Origin of the sequence: Prodigiosinella confusarubida (assembly GCF_002847015.1) — a bacterium.
GTDB lineage: Bacteria > Pseudomonadota > Gammaproteobacteria > Enterobacterales > Enterobacteriaceae > Prodigiosinella > Prodigiosinella aquatilis.
Window position 1 is genome coordinate 2,934,784 of the sequence record NZ_CP025085.1, and the last position, 18,067, is coordinate 2,952,850.

Here is an 18,067-nt window from a genome sequence, read left to right on the forward strand (position 1 = left end):
GGCTATTATGGTATCCACGCATATTGGTTTCCCGGCTGAAACCGTTACGGTTTTTGTTGTTCTGGCTATCGGGGCCATTTTTGTCGACTTGTTCATGCACCGTCATGACGAGCCGATTTCATTAAAAAGCGCGGCGCTATGGACAGTTTTCTGGATCGCCATTTCCATGCTATTTGCCGGTTTTCTCTACATTCATCATGGTGCTGAAGTGGCAAGCCTGTTTGTTACCGGGTATGCATTGGAGAAAGTCCTGTCGATTGACAACCTGTTTGTAATGATGGCTATCTTCTCGTGGTTTTCAATACCGGATAACTACCGGCATCGCGTTCTGTACCTGGGGGTCATCGGCGCCATCGTGTTCCGGGGCATCTTTGTTACCATCGGGGCCGGGTTGTTAACATTGGGGCCGTGGGTCGACATTGTCTTTGCGCTGGTCGTTGCCTGGACCGCCGTGATGATGCTCAAAAAAAGTGGCGACGACGAGGCTATTGAAGATTATTCACAGCACATTGCCTACCGACTCGTGAAGCGTTTCTTCCCTATTTGGCCCAAATTAAAAGGGCACAGTTTTCTGTTGAGCCAGAAGGAAGTAAATGCCGAGCTCGCCAAACCGGAAAACAAAGATATCAATGTCGGGCGTGCAGGAAAGGCACTCCTTTACGCGACTCCGCTGATGCTCTGTCTGGCGGTAGTTGAACTATCTGACGTGATGTTTGCCTTTGACTCTGTTCCGGCTGTCATTGCAGTGAGTCGTGAACCACTGATCGTATATAGCGCCATGATGTTCGCCATCCTTGGTCTGCGTACCATGTACTTTGTTCTGGAAGCACTCAAACAATACCTGGTTCATCTTGAAAAAGCGGTCATCGTGCTGCTGTTCTTCATCGCGGTGAAACTGGGTCTTAATGCAACCGACCACCTGTGGCATCACGGCTACGAAATATCTGCCAATGTGAGTCTACTGGTAGTTCTAGGGGTTCTGGCTCTGGGTATTATTATCAGTGTGCTGTTCCCCGGTAAACCTGAAGCTGAGGAAGGAAAAGCGGGCTAATCCCCCTTATCACTCCACTCTGAATATCAACGTTAATATTGAGGATGTAATTATGGGAGTTTCTCTTTCTAAAGGTGGTAATGTTTCTTTAAGCAAAGAAGCACCAACAATGAAAAATATGTTGGTGGGTCTGGGCTGGGATGCTCGCTCAACCGACGGACAGGATTTTGACCTTGATGCGTCAGCGTTTCTGCTTGCCAGCAGTGGCAAGGTACGCGGAGATGCAGACTTCATTTTCTATAATAATCTGAAATCATCCGATGGTTCCGTTCTGCACACGGGTGATAACCGCACGGGTGAAGGCGATGGTGATGATGAAGCACTGAAGATCAAACTCGACCAGATCCCGGCAGACGTAGATAAGATCGTATTCGTGGTCACCATCCACGATGCGACGGCTCGTCGCCAGAGCTTCGGCCAGGTTTCTGGCGCCTTCATTCGCTTGGTAAATGACGATAATCACGTTGAAGTCGCTCGCTATGATCTGACTGAAGATGCGTCAACAGAAACCGCGATGTTGTTTGGTGAGTTATATCGCCATGGCACCGAGTGGAAATTCCGTGCAGTAGGCCAGGGCTATGCGGGTGGTCTGAACTCCGTGTGTGCACAGTACGGTATCAACGCGTCTTAATCGCGGCAAAGTAAAACGTAGCAGGTGGTGTTTTGCTGCCTGCGCTAACGAGTATTTCAGATTGCAGGAGTTTTGAATGGCAGTTTCTCTGATTAAAGGCGGCAACGTATCCTTAACTAAAGAAGCACCAACCATGAATGTGGCAATGGTAGGTCTGGGCTGGGATGCTCGCGTGACTGATGGCGCTGAATTTGACCTTGACGCTTCCGTGTTTATGGTTGGCGAAAGCGGTGAGGTCGTCTCGGACGCAGGCTTCATTTTCTTTAATAACAAAACGAGTGCATGTGGCTCTGTTACCCATATGGGAGACAACCGTACCGGTGAAGGTGAAGGTGATGATGAACAGGTGAAAATTGACCTGGCCAAGGTCCCTGCCGATGTCAAAAAACTGGTGTTCGCTGTTACCATTTATGATGCAGAAGCCCGTAAGCAAAACTTTGGCATGGTCAGCAACAGCTATATGCGAGTGTTTAATAACGACAATAGCACCGAAATTGCCCGTTTCGACCTGTCTGAAGATGCATCCACCGAAACTGCCATGGTATTTGGTGAACTGTATCGCCATAACGCAGAATGGAAATTCAAAGCTGTCGGTCAAGGCTTCGCCGGCGGCCTGTCCGCACTGGCATCTCAACACGGCGTGAACATCTGATTTCTGCTCATGTTTGCCAGAGCCCCGGTGGTAGAACATCGGGGCTTTTTTTATAAAAATAAAAAATATTCTCGGTATACATATGCAAAAGAAAAAAACGAGGAAGGGGCGGCTTTAATCCTCCTCATTATTGGCGTGCTGGTGTTTATTCCCTTCATAATATTGGCCTATCTCCATTATAGAAAAATGAAAATGAGTGTCTGGCGGCGTTACAACAGTGTATTAAGTTTCGTGTCACGCGTGATTTAGGGTATTAATCATTCGCTGAATAAACAGGACTGTCTGATATGGAATTACAATCCGGGCAAAATATTGCGTTAAAACAAAATTCATTGCGCATCTATGTGGTGTATCCAAAAACAGCAACATTTCGCAGTGATATTGATGCTTCCGCATTTATGCTCTCGACCCAGAATAAGGTCAGAGGGGACAACGATTTCATTTTCTTCAATCAGCCCTCTGCTCCGAATGGCAGCCTTAACCTTTCTTCATCTGGCGAAAGTAGCCTGTTCACACTGGACCTGAACCGGATCGATAACGATATCGCGAAGATAGCCATTACGCTGGTGATAGATGGTGGCGATTCTGTCTCAGGCTTGCATCGCATCCAGCTCAATGTCGAGGGTGTGGCGACGTTCAATGTTCCTCCTCTGGATGGACGAACTGAAAAGGCACTGATACTTGGTGAGGTCTATCGGCACAATGCAGGCTGGAAGTTTCGAGCACTGGGGCAGGGTTTTAACGGCGGTCTCGAACCACTGGCGATTAATTATGGTGTCGACGTGTCATCCCCTGTAGTAGCGCCTGCTCCCGCAAAGCCACCTGTCAGTTTAGAAAAACGTATCCAGGAAAAAGCGCCACGCCTTGTTAGTCTGGCTAAAAATGCCAGCGTCAGCCTGATTAAACACAATCTGCAATCGCTAAAAGCGAAAGTCGCTTTCGTTCTGGATGCTTCGGGTTCCATGACCAGTGAGTTTAAGAAAGGTCATGTTCAGGCAGTGCTGGATCGTATAGCTGTACTGGCGGTTCAATTTGACAATGACGGTTCCATGGATGTATGGGGCTTTGCTGAGAAGCACCGTAAGTATGAAGATGTGACGCTGGATAATCTTGAGGGCTACATTGAGAGGATCCAGAAAGTTGGCAAGCATGGCATGCGGGAGTTATTACCGGGACTTGGTGGAACCAATAACGAGCCGCCATGTATGACAGGAATTATCGATTTCTTTGAAAATAGTGAATTACCTGTCTATGTGGTCTTCATTACTGGCTGATGGTGGAATCAGTAAAACGAAAGCTATTAAAGATGCAATTCGCCGTTCGGCAAATCACGCCATCTTCTGGAAATTTATAGGCTTGGGCGGCAGTAATTACGGCATCCTTGAACAACTGGATGACTTCACCGATCGCCGGGTTGATAATACCGGATTCTTCCCTATTGATGATTTTGCGAAGATGAGTGATGAAAAACTCTACGATTTGCTGCTCGAAGAGTTCAATGGTTGGAATCAGGCGGCAAGAAAAGAAGGCATTATCTCGTAATTTGAAGCCCCCAGTGCTGGGGGCTCGTTATTTTTAAGCAGTTTGCTGCAGGGCGGAAGAACCTCGCTTTCAGGTATTCCTGCCTATTTAAGAATGGCCTTTAATTTTGTCAATCGGAGGATTACGCTTTCCCCATGCACCGTGAAAGTGACGCCAGTACGGTTCCTGCGCCGCGGCCAGCATCTCATAGTCTCCACGTGTATCACCCCAGGCTCGAAGATGGTATGAGGAAAGTGGACCGTACTCAGCTTCCAGACGCTTGACTTTCTGGGCACATCGGCAATTTTGACCGCTTATCCGCCCGGTAAGCACGCCATCTTTCATGTCTAAATTTGTACCTATCAGCCGGATACCCAGACGCGCTGCGAATGGTTTCAACACTATCGCCGGAGACGCTGAGCAGATCGTCACGATAGCACCAGCGTTGATCTGTGTTGCCACCGCTATCAGTCCGGATGGGCGCATTAAACGCATCCAGTACCGATCGCAAAACTCGGCAGCCTTCTGTTCAACCCACGTAGCCTCGACACCGCTTAGGAACGTGTGGATCAAGGCATCTTTCAGTTCATCGCGAGTCAACTGACGGCCAATATATTTCATTGCGGGTAATATCAGTCTCATTAGACGCCAGGCAAATACACGATTACCAAAGGCGAATCGCAGGAAAGGCACAAAGCTGTCACGCTTGGTCAACGTGCCATCAAAGTCAAAGACGGACAGTAATTTTCTCTCGCCTGATATATCGCTAACCATCGTTTAATGCACTCCATCTATGGTGATTGTTACCAACAAACTGCGGGAAGGATACCAACTGTTATAGTCGATAGCGGAATTGTACTCACACTTCAGGCACTAGAAACAAAAATCCACGCAGTTGTATGGATTTTAATGGTTTCACCTGCCCGGCAAAGATATTCAGATATCGCTACAAGGCGATGACGTTGAACGGTGAAATAAATTCCATCTCATTGTTTTATAATATTTATTGAAATGGATAATCACTTCATACTCACTATTGTACTCAGATTGGTTCTTTTATTTTTGCTTTCTTTTTCCCTGGTACTTAAAGATGACAGAGAGGAACTGGGACACGTGTCCTGCCCGGCAGGACGCTCATTGATCCCGCAACCGTGTTGTTGGGAAAGTGATAGCTTTTCAATTATGGTGTACTGCGTTTCTTTGTTTCATAACATTTGATTTGTTTTTGGTTTACTTTTCTAAGCAAAACCTTAACATCTAGCCTCGTTTTCCTGACTCTGACGCATTCCTTTTAATGATGTATTCGCGCCGACTGATCGCTCGCCTGACCACATATGCTGCGATGTTCACCATATTGATGCTGTCTGGTGCGCCCATAATCTCAAGGCATTTGCAGTGTGCGGGATTACTGACGTCTGTACAACATGACAAAGGTGAACATGCTGGGCACTCATCTATGCGTGTGTCCGGTATGGCGAACGCATCTATGGAAGAGGAGGCAGGGCGTTCTTTAGTTCATCATGGTATTGACGGAGAAGACAGTGCCTGCGGTTACTGCGATTTGTTGATTCATGTTCCGCTGTTACTGTGGTTATTCGTCCCGGCTCTCCGGTTTATGCTGTCCTCCCGGCGAGAAGCGGTTAGCATCACAGCTCCTACTCTTTATTTGTGTCTGAATGCTGCTTTCTTCCATCGTCCCAGAGCACCACCGTACGTTTCAGTTCGTTGCAAATTATCATCCGCGCGGAAAAGAGTGGCTTCCGCTGTCGGATATTTTTCGATAACTGAAACGGTGAAATCATGTCAAATTCTTCGACAAACACACGGGCAGTTCGTGGTGCGTTTTTAAATCTCATCCGGCGTCTGCACTTCTATATTGGACTATTTGTCGCGCCTTTTATTTTTGTTGCGGCACTGACCGGAACGCTATATGTGCTTACGCCACAGCTGGAAAATTACCTTTATAAAGATGCGTTGACTGCATTGCCCGTTGGTGAGGCAAAACCTCTGTCGGTACAAATCACCGCGGCTCGCCGCTATGCAGGTGAAATGCTGAAAGTTTATGCGGTTCGGCCCGCGCCACAGGCGACGGAAACTACACGTGTGCAGTTTGTCAGCGGTGACTTGGGACCTTCAGAGTCGCGTTCCATATTTGTTGATCCTTATTCTCTGGACATAAAAGGTGATATGACCGTGTACGGGACTTCCGGTGTGTTGCCGTTGCGGTTGTGGCTGGATAGGCTACATCGCGGGCTATTGCTGGGCGATCCTGGGCGAAACTACAGTGAACTGGCGGCATCCTGGCTCTGGGTCGTGGCGCTGGGCGGTGTTGTACTCTGGCTGGGAACTCGCCCTCGCCGTAAAGCGAAGAAGGTAAAGGACCATTTTGCTGTTTCCCGATACTGGCATATTACGCTGGGGCTGACGCTACTCGCCGGATTACTGTTTTTTTCTGCAACGGGATTAACCTGGTCGCAATGGGCGGGCGGAAATATCGATCATTTACGCACCTCGCTGAACTGGCTCACACCACAGGTCAATACTGACCTCGGAGTTGCAAAACGGACTGCGCCAACCGATCCACATGCTGAGCATCATGCAAGTATGTCCCTGTCAGGAATGAACATGGCAAATACATCCCCTCATCAGATGGCGATAAATCAGCCTGACAGTGATTGGGATAAGGTGCTTGTCGCTGCGCGAGCTGCCGGAATCTCTGCGGGAAAAGTTGAATTGCGTCAGCCTAAAGGAGAAGGGAAGGCATGGACTGTAACCGAGGTGGATCGTAGCTGGCCGACCCAGGTGGATGCGGTATCGGTAAATCCGCGGACGTTTGCAATTGTCGACCATGTATGGTTTGACAACTTTCCGCTGGTTGCTAAATTGACCCGTTGGGGGATTGACGCGCATATGGGGATTCTGTTCGGACTGCCGAATCAGTTGATACTGGCGTTTTTTGGCGTTGCACTGTGCGGCATGATTGTCCTGGGTTATCGGATGTGGTGGTTGCGACGCCCATCTATTGCACGAGTTAGCCCGCTGGATACGCTTTCCGGCGCGTGGCTGATGTTGAATGGTTTGCAGAAAACGCTGGTGTTAGTTATCACGGTCCTGTTGGGATATGCGCTGCCGGTAATGGGAATCAGTCTCCTGTTCTTTATGCTGATTGATATCTGGCGCTGGCAACGTCTTAACCGTGATATTCCCCACCATAAAAAGCACGCAAAATTTACTGTTGAGGCTGATTATGTTCAGGCGAAATTTGCCGGTAAGCCTGAGCAGGTACGCAGATAAAATTCAATCTCATCACGCCACACATTTCCGTGTGGCGTTGCACATTTCTTATCTTACACCGTCATTGCTCTCACCTAAAAATGAAGATGAAAACTGATTGTCTCTATCCATGTACTCATTTTTAGCTGCGCTTCTACGAAACCATTTGAGACGTTATGAAATGAAAAATCCACGCAATTGCGTGGATTTTATAGGTTTTTGTGATCTTTATGAGATGCATTGAGATCCCATGAGACAGCAGAAGCAAATTAGACGTTGAACAGGAAGTTCATAACATCGCCATCTTTAACGACATATTCCTTGCCTTCAGCGCGCATTTTGCCGGCTTCTTTCGCGCCTTGTTCACCCTTATAAGTAATGAAATCCTCATAAGAAATCGTCTGGGCGCGGATAAAGCCTTTTTCGAAATCAGTATGAATTTTACCGGCTGCCTGCGGAGCCGTCGCACCGACAGGAATGGTCCAGGCGCGAACTTCCTTTACACCAGCCGTGAAATAGGTCTGTAGGTCGAGGAGTTCGTAACCAGCACGGATAACGCGGTTGAGTCCCGGTTCTTCCAGGCCCAGTTCAGCCATAAATTCATCGCGTTCGTCATCATCGAGTTCAGCAATATCGGATTCCACTGCCGCACAGACAGGCACCACAACAGAACCCTCTTTTTCTGCGATCTCACGAACTTGATCAAGATACGGGTTGTTTTCAAACCCATCTTCGTTGACGTTAGCGATGTACATGGTGGGTTTCAGCGTCAGGAAACTCAGATAGCGGATAGCCGCTTTCTCTTCCGTACTCAGATCCAACGCCCGTAACATTTTTGCGTTTTCCAACTGTGGTAAGCATTTTTCCAGTGCTGACAGTTCGACTTTTGCGTCTTTATCGCCACCTTTGGCTTTTTTCTGTACGCGGTGAATCGCACGTTCACACGTATCCAGATCTGACAGCGCCAGCTCGGTGTTAATTGTGTCAATGTCGTCAGCGGGATTCACTTTTCCTGAAACGTGAATGATATTGTCATTTTCGAAGCAGCGGACTACGTGACCAATGGCTTCAGTTTCACGGATATTCGTCAGGAACTGGTTTCCCAGGCCTTCACCTTTTGATGCGCCTTTTACCAACCCGGCGATATCAACGAATTCCATCGTTGTTGGAAGTATTCGTTGAGGCTTTACGATCTCTGCCAGTTTCTCCAGACGCGGATCCGGCATTGGCACTACGCCGGTATTTGGCTCGATGGTACAAAACGGGAAGTTGGCCGCTTCGATACCGGCTTTGGTCAGCGCATTGAACAGTGTGGATTTACCGACGTTAGGCAGCCCAACAATACCGCATTTGAATCCCATGTTTATATCACCTTAAATAACTTATTAATCAGGCCATTAGATTCATTGGCCTGTCAAAATGAAAATATTCCGGCCAATTATACACATAATGATGCTTTAACTCGATCTGCCGTCATCATGCCGTATGACTATGATGACGCTTTAAAGGCGTGCAGACGGTTCATCGCTTTGGTCATGTTTTCTTTCAACAGAATATCCGTGCAGTAGATAGCTTCGTCAATCGCCTGATCAATCAGCGACTGTTCACTGACAGGCGGCTTACCCAGAACAAAACCAACCACTTTATTTTTATCACCCGGATGGCCAATACCGATCCGTAAACGGTGGAAATTGGGATTGTTTCCCAGCTTATTGATAATGTCTTTCAAACCGTTATGACCACCATGGCCGCCACCTAGTTTCAGTTTGGCAATCCCTGGCAATAAATCCAGTTCGTCATGGGCGACCAGAATTTCATCTGGTTGAATGCGATAAAACGTTGCCATCGCTGTAACCGCTTTACCACTCAAGTTCATGAAAGTGGTAGGTACCAATAAGCGGATGTCGTGCCCGGCAAGTGTCAGACGTGAGGTGTAACCGAAGAACTTGCTTTCTTCTTTGAGTGGCTGCCGGTGGGATTCTGCCAGACGGTCAACGTACCAGGCGCCAGCGTTATGACGGGTCGCAGCATATTCAGCGCCCGGATTTGCCAGCCCCACAATGAGTTTGATGCTGCTCACAATACAGTTCCAGATTACGCGTTACATGCCGTAACGCAGAGTAAAGTCACTAAAACGGGTGCGTTAGTTTACACGGACAACCTGGCAATCACCAAGTATCGGCGATGTTTGCAAGAGAAAGAAGCGAAGCGCAGGGATAAGCGAGTAACTGAGCATAACCTGCGTGCCTGCAACTTGATAGATGGCGGGTATCGCTTGGTTATTATTGACCTGTGTTTATTGTTTAACATGTGTACGGAATTTGTTTTTTATCTGTGACCTTTCACTCAATGTCAATAGGGATAATGTCTATAATTATAAAGAATAGTAATGGAATGCAGCGACATCCTCATTATTTCCACAGATATTTCTGGAGGTGAAATATGAAACATAAACATTCTGTAGCTGTAGGTAACATATTTATGGGGTTGGGTATGCTACTGATGATCCTGGGGATCGCTTATTCTATCATTGGTCAGTTGCCTAAGTTGGATTTGCCCGGCGCATCAAATTACGTTGAACTGATAGCTATTTTCGTCGGAGCCATTTTATGGTTGGTGGGGGCGCGTGTCAGTGGCAGAGAGCATGTAGCTGACCGCTATTGGTGGGTAAAGCATTTTGATAAACGTTGCCGCCGGCAAAATCATTAATCATGGTAATAAAATCATGTTGGATGTGAGGTAATAAAAACCCACAAGACTATAACGGTTCTTTATTATCTCTTTATTTTTAGTATTTTGGGTTGTTGCTTTTTTCTATTTACAGCCATACAGGCCATTACATCGTTTAATAACCTATTGAAAATAATTATAAAAACAAAAACGCCACCGGTAAATTGGTAGCGTTTTTTTCTGCTTATCGTGTTGTGTGACTTAATGTTCAAACATGGCAGAAATAGATTCTTCATTACTGATACGGCGAATCGCTTCCGCCAGCATGCCAGACAGCGTCAACATGCGTACATTCGGTAAAGATTTGATTTTGTCAGTCAACGGGATGGTATCGCAGACAATAACTTCATCAATAACCGAATTCTTGATGTTGTCATAGGCATTGCCGGAGAAAATCGGGTGCGTGGCGTAAGCAAATACACGCTTGGCACCGCGTTCCTTCAGCGCTTCGGCTGCTTTGCACAGTGTTCCGCCCGTGTCGATCATGTCGTCAACCAGGATGCAGTCACGCCCGGCGACGTCACCGATGATGTGCATTACCTGAGAAACATTAGCGCGCGGACGACGCTTGTCGATGATAGCCATGTCGGTATCGTTCAGCAGTTTGGCGATAGCGCGGGCACGTACCACACCACCAATATCCGGAGAAACCACAATGGGATTATTCAGATCCTGTTGCAGCATATCCTCCAGAAGGATCGGGCTACCGAAAACATTATCCACAGGGACATCAAAGAAACCTTGGATCTGTTCAGCGTGAAGATCAACCGTAAGTACCCGGTCAACACCTACGCTAGAGAGAAAGTCGGCAACCACTTTGGCTGTAATCGGCACACGGGCAGAACGTACACGACGGTCTTGGCGCGCATATCCGAAGTAGGGAATAACCGCAGTGATACGTCCCGCAGAAGCGCGGCGCAGGGCATCTACCATGACAACCAGTTCCATCAGGTTATCATTGGTGGGTGCACAGGTGGACTGGATGATGAATATATCACCACCGCGTACATTTTCGTTAATTTGCACGCTGACTTCACCGTCGCTAAAACGACCAACAGCGGCGTCGCCAAGGCTAGTGTACAAACGGTTGGCAATACGTTGTGCTAGTTCCGGGATGGCGTTACCAGCAAAAAGCTTCATATCAGGCACGAGAAGAACCTCAGGCTTGCGTCCAGAGAAATACCATATCGGCGTGAAACCGGGGTGCATGCCACGCAGATACAATATGCATACGGGTGTAGGAATAAAAGGCGTTAAAACACCACTGATGCCGGTGGTTTTTTAGCGACCCTCGAGTTGCCCGGAAAGCGTGCGTTGCAAAGGTGAAATGTTAACACCTTGTGCGACAAAGCCATTCAGCCATCCCGGGGCCCGGTCAAGCACCTGACGAGCAGCAGACTCAGTGTCGAATTCAGCAAACACACAAGCACCAGTGCCAGTCAGGCGCGCCGGGGCGTATTCTAACAGCCATGAAAGTAGCTGTTCAACCTCACGAAAACGTTTTCTTGCAATAGGTTCACAATCATTGACGAAAGTCTGCTTTAACCGTGCCTCCAGCGGACAAACGGGAGAGTCACGTTTTAGGTCAGGATCGTTGAAAATGAGTGGTGTAGGAATATTAATGCCCGGGTGAGCGACCAAATACCATTTTTCCGGCGGTGACGCGGGGGTGAGTTTTTCTCCCACACCTTCAGCAAAAGCGGCATAACCGTGAACAAAGACTGGCACATCTGCTCCCAGCGTCAAGCCAATCTCTGCCAGCGTGGTGCGATTTAATCCACATTGCCATAGATGATTTAGTGCCACCAGGATAGTGGCGGCATTGGATGAACCGCCACCCAGTCCGCCACCCATAGGCAGCCGTTTTTCAATGGCGATATCGGCTCCCGCCACGGGCAGTCCATGTCGTTGACCGTAACGCTGTAACAGGGTTGCCGCACGGATTATCAGATTTTGCTCGTCTGGTACCCCGATAATTGGGGTGAGGAGCTTAATAATGCCATCCTGACGTGGCGTAATGGTGACAGTGTCACCATAATTCAGAAATTGAAACAACGTTTGTAGATTATGATAGCCATCGGCACGCCGTCCGGTGATGTACAGAAATAAATTTAGCTTGGCGGGGGAAGGCCATTGATTATCCAGTGAATATGTCACTTACTGAACCGTCCAGTTATCCATCTTGAGTTTGATGCGTTGTTCACCCTGTGTCAGTTCCAGACTTTGTGGCAACGGTGGAATGCTGTCTTGCATATACCCCAGGTAAGTGACATTCCAGCGTTGATTCCCCTGATGATACGTGAGGTTACGCAGCAGGTAATGATCATCCAGTGAATAATCCTGGGCATCTCCCGGGATACCGAGCATCCATTGACGTAGACTGTCGAGCGGAATCGCCATGCCAGTCAGTTGCTGTACCATATATTCCGCATCTTTCCCGACATAGCGCTTACCTTGACTGTCGATAATCTGCACATTTTCAGGTTGAGCTCTCAGTTCCAGTTCGGTGCTACCCAACGGGCTGGTCAGTAGCAGGCGATAGCGTTGAGGTGAGAATTGCTGCAGGAAGAATCGGGCATAAAGTTTCTTCCTATTAGAGATATAGGCAAAGGATCCGCGTGTTTGATATTGGGTCAAATGCTGTACCTTGCTTAGGTGATCCTGCCACTGAGGTGAGGTCGGGCTTTTACCCGGAACGTTGGGTTGAGTAAGGCTACAGGCTGTCAGTAATAGACAGGCCAATGGCAGTAACCGCAGGCAACGGACGGGTTTTATTGACATATGACTATTGTCCTATAAAGCATGATGGATTCATAACAATGCGTCACGCTAACGGGCTTGGTCCTCAGCGTCAATCATTGTTATTTTACCCGTCAGATATAATTTCGAATAACGAGAGGCATATAGTGTCGCTTTTCTTGCTTGTCTGCATCAAGTAGAATGCCTAACAGATGAAACCCATACTAACATCGGTATTACTCAGAACTATCCATGACCCTGCTTGCGCTTGGTATTAATCATAAAACTGCACCTGTTTCTCTGCGAGAACGTGTAGCCTTCTCGCCAGATACTCTGGGGCAGGCATTGCATAGCCTGTTACAGCAACCGCTGGTGCAGGGGGGCGTGTTGCTGTCTACGTGCAACCGTACCGAGTTATATCTCAGTGTTGAGGATCGGGAAAACCAGCGTGAACAGTTAGTCAACTGGTTATGTGAATACCACAGGCTAGACCGGGATGACGTGCAAAAAAGTGTCTACTGGCATGAAAACAATGCTGCAGTCAGTCATCTGATGCGCGTCGCCAGCGGATTGGACTCCCTGGTGTTGGGTGAGCCACAAATTCTGGGCCAGGTGAAAAAGGCGTTTGCAGAATCACAGCGTGAACACTCTCTTTCTGGTGAACTTGAACGGTTATTTCAAAAATCTTTTACCGTAGCAAAACGAGTACGTACCGAAACGGATATCGGTAGCAGTGCTGTGTCTGTCGCATTTGCTGCCTGTACGCTGGCCCGTCAGATTTTCGAATCACTGGCTGAGGTCAATGTTCTGCTGGTGGGGGCGGGCGAAACTATTGAGCTGGTTGCCCGTCATCTGCGAGAGCATCGGGTAAAACGCATGGTTATTGCCAATCGTACTCGTGAGCGGGCCCAGGCATTGGCTAATGAAGTGGGGGCGGAAGTTATTACACTGGCGGAATTGGGTGAACAGTTGGCGTATGCCGATATCGTAATCACTTCCACGGCCAGTACGCTGCCAATCATTGGCAAAGGCATGATGGAAAGAACACTAAAGGCGCGACGTAACCAACCCATGTTGATGGTGGATATTGCTGTTCCGCGAGATATTGAGCCGGAAGTAGGGAAACTGCCCAATATCTATCTTTACAGTGTGGACGACCTGCAAGCGATTATTCAGCATAACCTGGCGCAGCGTAAGGCTGCCGCCGTTCAGGCTGAGTCTATTGTTCAACAGGAAAGTTCAGAGTTTATGGCCTGGCTGCGGGCGCAGTCGGCTGTTGAAACCATTCGTGATTATCGAGCTCAGGCAGATAGCCTACGTGCAGAAATGACAATGAAAGCCATGGTGGCAATCCAACAAGGCGGCGATGTTGAATCCATTGTGCAGGAATTGACATACCGCCTGACAAATCGCCTGATTCATGCTCCTACCAAATCTCTCCAGCAGGCTGCCCGCGATGGTGATCTGGATCGTTTGCAGATTTTGCGTGACAGCCTCGGACTGGATTAGCATTCTTTTCTCTTTATATTCAAACAGGATTTAACATCACGCATGAAGCCTTCTATTGTTGCCAAACTGGAAGCGTTACAAGAGCGCCATGAAGAACTCCAGGCGTTGCTTGGTGAACCTACTGTTACTGCCGATATGGATCGTTTCCGGACGTTATCCCGTGAGTATGCGCAGCTTACGGATATTACTCGTTGTTTTCAGCGTTGGCAGCAAGCGCAGGACGATGTCGCCACAGCGGAAATGATGCTGGACGATCCGGAAATGCGAGAAATGGCACAGGAAGAACTTAGAGACGCAAAAGTTTCAGGTGAAGTAATGGAACAAGAGTTGCAAGTTCTGCTCCTGCCCAAGGATCCTGATGATGAACGTGGCTGTTTTCTGGAAATTCGAGCCGGTACTGGTGGTGACGAAGCCGCGCTTTTTGCTGGTGATTTATTCCGCATGTACAGCCGCTACGCTGAGTCATGCCGTTGGAAAGTGGAAATCATGAGCGCCAGTGACGGCGAGCATGGCGGCTATAAAGAAGTGATTGCCAAGGTTATTGGCGAGGGAGCATACGGACAACTGAAGTTTGAGTCTGGTGGACATCGCGTGCAACGGGTTCCTGCCACAGAATCTCAGGGCCGTATTCATACGTCGGCCTGCACCGTGGCGGTCATGCCGGAAGTTCCAGAGGCCGAGTTGCCGGAAATCAGCCCGTCGGATTTACGCATCGATACTTTCCGTTCTTCAGGGGCGGGTGGGCAGCACGTCAACACGACAGATTCCGCTATCCGTATTACGCATATTCCGACCGGTATCGTGGTGGAATGTCAGGATGAACGTTCACAACATAAAAATAAAGCCAAGGCGTTGTCAGTGTTGGGTGCCCGTATTCGTGCGGCTGAAATGCAGAAACGCCATCAGGAAGAGGCTTCCACGCGACGAAATCTGCTGGGGAGCGGCGATCGTTCAGATCGAATCCGGACATATAACTTCCCACAGGGAAGGGTGACCGATCATCGCATCAACCTGACGTTATATCGTTTAGATGAAGCGATGGAAGGCAAGCTGGAAATGCTGATTCAGCCGATTGTGCAGGAGTATCAGGCTGACCAGTTGGCTGCGCTTTCAGAGCAAGAGTAATGGATTATCAATGCTGGCTGGCTCAGGCCATCGCACAACTCTGCGGTAGTGAAAGTCCGAAGCGGGATGCGGAGATTTTACTTGGTTTCGTCACTGGCAAGCGGCAGACATTTTTACTGGCTTTTGGTGAAACCCAATTGACAGTAGAACAGCACCAGCGGTTGGATATGCTACTGGCTCGGCGGGTAAAAGGTGAACCGATTGCTTATCTGACCGGCGAGAAGGAGTTTTGGTCATTGCCGCTGTCCGTTTCACCAGCCACGCTGATTCCTCGGCCAGATACAGAATGTCTGGTGGAGCAGGCTTTGCGATATTTGCCTGCTACTCCGTCATCCATTCTGGATCTCGGTACTGGTACGGGTGCTATTGCGCTGGCTATAGCCAGTGAGCGTCCAGATTGCGATATTATCGGTATTGATATTCAACCAGAAGCTGTTGTGTTAGCCCAACATAATGCTGTGCGTCTGGGGCTGACGAATTGTCGGTTTTTAACCGGGAACTGGTTTTCCCCTCTTACGTCTCAACAATTCACGTTGATTGCCAGCAACCCACCTTATATCGATGCATCGGATCATCATCTCGCTGAGGGTGATGTCCGATTTGAACCTGCCAGTGCATTGGTGGCAACCGAATCGGGCATGGCTGATTTACGTATCATCATCAAGCGTTCGATAAATTTTCTGCAGGAAGATGGATGGTTACTACTGGAGCATGGTTGGCAACAGGGTGAAGCAGTGCGTCAACTTTTACAACAACAAGGTTTTTGTCAGATCGTTACCTGTCGGGATTATGGAGGCAATGAACGGGTTTCGCTTGGCCAATGGACAAAGCAGGATACTAACGCATTATCGTCTGCCATTGTGTAGCTGCATTATTCTGCTGGTGGTTACGCATTTTATCTGCTTTCCGTTAGCGAAAGCTGGCTGACGAAAAAACGGTTTGGCATTATTATTGACATTCCTTTGGCGCTATGGCGCGGAAGGTCACGCCTATACGGATCAAAATCCGCTGCTGGCGTTCGTAACTCACCTTGGTGACCTGTTCCCGATTATTCGGGTGCCGCTTATCAAGTTACCTGTGCTGATGGAATACCTATGAGTTCTATTGCTGATTTTGAATTCAACCGTTCACAGTTAAGTGAAGGCATTATTTTAGTTTCTCAGGCCATACGTCGTGATTTCCCCACACAGCGTGTACGACACGATCTACAACAGTTAGTTGATGAGGCCAGGAAAGTCATTCCTGAAAACCTGGATCATGATCAACGGCTTGAAAAGCTCATCGTGCTTTTCTTCAAAACCTGGGGCTTTGGTGGCGCTGGCGGAGTGTACTGCCTGTCTGATGTCTTGTGGTTGGATAAAGTGCTTGAGTCTCGTCAGGGGATGCCTGTCTCTTTGGGGATTGTTTTCCTGCATATTGCTCACCAGTTGGCGCTTCCATTGATGCCGGTTGTTTTTCCCACCCAGTTGATTCTGCGCGCTGATTGGCTGGATGAGGAGATGTGGCTGATCAATCCATTGAATGGCGACACGCTCAATGAACATGTGCTGGAAGTCTGGCTAAAAGGCAACATCGGACCTTCTGCCAAGTTGATAGATGAAGATCTCGACGAAGCAGAAAATATCATGATTGTCAGAAAAATGCTGGATACGCTGAAAGCGGCTCTGATGGAAGAGAAACAAATGGAACTGGCGTTACGCGCCAGCGAAACTGCATTGCAGTTTGACCCGGAAGACCCTTACGAAATTCGTGATCGCGGATTGATTTATGCTCAGTTGGATTGTGATCACATTGCGATTTCCGATCTGAACTATTTTGTCGAGCAATGCCCGGAAGACCCGGTGAGTGAGATGATCAAGATTCAGATTCATTCTATTGAGCAAAAGCAGATAGTGTTGCATTAATCGCTGTTTTTTGATTTATCCGACATAAAGGTAAGAATATGAATAACAAAGTGGTCAAAATCGGGGATATCCCGGTTGCCAATCATCTCCCCTTTGTCCTGTTTGGTGGAATGAATGTGCTTGAGTCGCGTGACTTGGCAATGCGTATTTGTGAGCATTATGTCACGGTCACACAAAAACTCGGTATTCCCTATGTTTTCAAAGCCTCTTTCGACAAGGCCAATCGTTCATCCATCCATTCTTATCGTGGTCCGGGCCTGGAAGAAGGGATGCGCATTTTTCAGGAACTGAAACAGACTTTTGGTGTGAAAATTATCACCGATATTCATGAGCCACAGCAGGCACAACCCGTTGCTGATGTGGTCGATGTGATTCAATTACCGGCGTTTTTGGCCCGACAAACTGATTTGGTTGAAGCGATGGCGAAAACAGGTGCGGTTATTAATGTGAAAAAACCACAATTTATCAGCCCGGGGCAAATAGGCAATATTGTTGATAAATTCAAAGAAGGGGGCAATGATCAGGTTATTTTGTGTGATCGTGGCACAAATTTCGGCTATGACAATCTGGTCGTCGATATGCTCGGTTTCAACGTGATGAAACAAGTGTCTGATGGTGCGCCGGTTATCTTTGACGTCACTCATGCGCTGCAATGCCGTGATCCGTTTGGTGCAGCGTCGGGTGGACGGCGTGCTCAGGTCGCAGAATTGGCGCGGGCAGGAATGGCGGTGGGGCTGGCAGGCTTGTTTATTGAAGCACATCCTGAACCCAACAGTGCCAAGTGTGACGGTCCCTCAGCATTACCATTGGATAAGCTTGAACCTTTCCTGTATCAGATCAAAGCTATTGATGATCTGGTGAAAAATTTTCCGGAACTGGACACCAGCCATTAATTGAGCACGGATGCGTTTCATAAAAAACCCGCTTCCGGC

The 18,067-nt window shown here is 48.2% G+C and carries 17 protein-coding genes and 1 pseudogene; 12 read left to right on the plus strand and 6 right to left on the minus strand.

Features of this window, described 5'->3' with window-relative positions; translation table 11 throughout:
- Nucleotides 1-7 precede the first annotated feature (7 nt).
- From CWC46_RS13250 to CWC46_RS13270, 4 genes and pseudogenes are all read left to right on the plus strand, one after another.
- A complete protein-coding gene (locus CWC46_RS13250; protein WP_021016094.1) occupies nt 8-1,051 on the plus strand; it encodes a TerC/Alx family metal homeostasis membrane protein in 1,044 nt (347 codons plus the stop codon).
- Nucleotides 1,052-1,103: 52 nt separating this feature from the next.
- Complete coding sequence (locus tag CWC46_RS13255) at nt 1,104-1,682, plus strand: TerD family protein (protein ID WP_021016093.1); 579 nt, start codon at nt 1,104-1,106, stop codon at nt 1,680-1,682.
- A gap of 76 nt (nt 1,683-1,758) precedes the next feature.
- On the plus strand, nt 1,759-2,334 hold the full coding sequence (locus tag CWC46_RS13260) for a TerD family protein (RefSeq protein ID WP_021016092.1): 576 nt from the start codon (nt 1,759-1,761) through the stop codon (nt 2,332-2,334).
- 287 nt (nt 2,335-2,621) lie between these two features.
- Nucleotides 2,622-3,876: pseudogene (locus CWC46_RS13270) on the plus strand (vWA domain-containing protein).
- 87 nt (nt 3,877-3,963) lie between these two features.
- Here the strand turns inward: CWC46_RS13270 and CWC46_RS13275 are convergent.
- Nucleotides 3,964-4,629: an HAD family hydrolase gene (locus CWC46_RS13275; protein ID WP_021016088.1), complete on the minus strand. Its 666-nt coding sequence runs from the start codon at nt 4,627-4,629 to the stop codon at nt 3,964-3,966.
- 568 nt (nt 4,630-5,197) lie between these two features.
- Between CWC46_RS13275 and CWC46_RS23675 the strand changes: the two genes are divergently transcribed.
- Both CWC46_RS23675 and CWC46_RS13285 read left to right on the plus strand, forming a co-directional pair.
- Nucleotides 5,198-5,704, plus strand: a complete 507-nt coding sequence (locus CWC46_RS23675) for a DUF2946 domain-containing protein (RefSeq protein ID WP_416354406.1) — start codon at nt 5,198-5,200, stop codon at nt 5,702-5,704.
- Entirely contained in the window at nt 5,656-7,149 is a 1,494-nt protein-coding gene (locus CWC46_RS13285) for a PepSY-associated TM helix domain-containing protein (RefSeq protein ID WP_021016086.1), read from the plus strand. The genes CWC46_RS23675 and CWC46_RS13285 overlap by 49 nt, the downstream gene beginning before the upstream one ends.
- Before the next feature lie 248 nt (nt 7,150-7,397).
- On the opposite strand, the gene ychF is transcribed toward CWC46_RS13285, so the two are convergent.
- Nucleotides 7,398-8,489: a redox-regulated ATPase YchF gene (gene ychF / locus CWC46_RS13290; RefSeq protein ID WP_021016084.1), complete on the minus strand. Its 1,092-nt coding sequence runs from the start codon at nt 8,487-8,489 to the stop codon at nt 7,398-7,400.
- A gap of 128 nt (nt 8,490-8,617) precedes the next feature.
- Nucleotides 8,618-9,208: an aminoacyl-tRNA hydrolase gene (gene pth / locus CWC46_RS13295; RefSeq protein ID WP_021016083.1), complete on the minus strand. Its 591-nt coding sequence runs from the start codon at nt 9,206-9,208 to the stop codon at nt 8,618-8,620.
- A gap of 362 nt (nt 9,209-9,570) precedes the next feature.
- On the opposite strand from pth, the gene ychH reads away from it, so the two are divergent.
- Nucleotides 9,571-9,837 (plus strand): stress-induced protein YchH, encoded by a 267-nt coding sequence (gene ychH / locus CWC46_RS13300; protein WP_021016082.1) that lies wholly within the window; start codon nt 9,571-9,573, stop codon nt 9,835-9,837.
- 222 nt (nt 9,838-10,059) lie between these two features.
- Here the strand turns inward: ychH and prs are convergent, their stop codons facing one another.
- The 3 genes from prs to lolB all read right to left on the minus strand — a co-directional run bounded on the left by prs (nt 10,060) and on the right by lolB (nt 12,639).
- Entirely contained in the window at nt 10,060-11,007 is a 948-nt protein-coding gene (gene prs, locus CWC46_RS13305) for a ribose-phosphate diphosphokinase (protein ID WP_021016081.1), read from the minus strand.
- Between the two features lie 132 nt (nt 11,008-11,139).
- Complete coding sequence (gene ispE / locus CWC46_RS13310) at nt 11,140-12,003, minus strand: 4-(cytidine 5'-diphospho)-2-C-methyl-D-erythritol kinase (RefSeq protein WP_101377558.1); 864 nt, start codon at nt 12,001-12,003, stop codon at nt 11,140-11,142.
- Between the two features lie 12 nt (nt 12,004-12,015).
- Nucleotides 12,016-12,639, minus strand: coding sequence for a lipoprotein insertase outer membrane protein LolB (gene lolB, locus CWC46_RS13315; protein WP_021016079.1), 624 nt, complete (start codon nt 12,637-12,639; stop codon nt 12,016-12,018).
- Nucleotides 12,640-12,849: 210 nt separating this feature from the next.
- On the opposite strand from lolB, the gene hemA reads away from it, so the two are divergent.
- The 5 genes from hemA (at nt 12,850) to kdsA (ending at nt 18,028) form a co-directional block, all read left to right on the plus strand.
- The gene (gene hemA / locus CWC46_RS13320) at nt 12,850-14,106 is read left to right on the plus strand and encodes a glutamyl-tRNA reductase (protein ID WP_021016078.1); all 1,257 of its coding nucleotides are present in this window, start codon (nt 12,850-12,852) and stop codon (nt 14,104-14,106) included.
- A gap of 42 nt (nt 14,107-14,148) precedes the next feature.
- Nucleotides 14,149-15,231 (plus strand): peptide chain release factor 1, encoded by a 1,083-nt coding sequence (gene prfA / locus CWC46_RS13325; RefSeq protein WP_021016077.1) that lies wholly within the window; start codon nt 14,149-14,151, stop codon nt 15,229-15,231.
- Nucleotides 15,231-16,097, plus strand: a complete 867-nt coding sequence (gene prmC, locus CWC46_RS13330) for a peptide chain release factor N(5)-glutamine methyltransferase (RefSeq protein WP_021016076.1) — start codon at nt 15,231-15,233, stop codon at nt 16,095-16,097. The genes prfA and prmC overlap by 1 nt, the downstream gene beginning before the upstream one ends.
- A 228-nt stretch (nt 16,098-16,325) precedes the next feature.
- A complete protein-coding gene (gene sirB1 / locus CWC46_RS13335) occupies nt 16,326-17,135 on the plus strand; it encodes an invasion regulator SirB1 (RefSeq protein WP_021016075.1) in 810 nt (269 codons plus the stop codon).
- A 38-nt stretch (nt 17,136-17,173) separates the two neighbouring features.
- Nucleotides 17,174-18,028, plus strand: a complete 855-nt coding sequence (gene kdsA / locus CWC46_RS13340) for a 3-deoxy-8-phosphooctulonate synthase (protein ID WP_021016074.1) — start codon at nt 17,174-17,176, stop codon at nt 18,026-18,028.
- Nucleotides 18,029-18,067 lie beyond the last annotated feature (39 nt).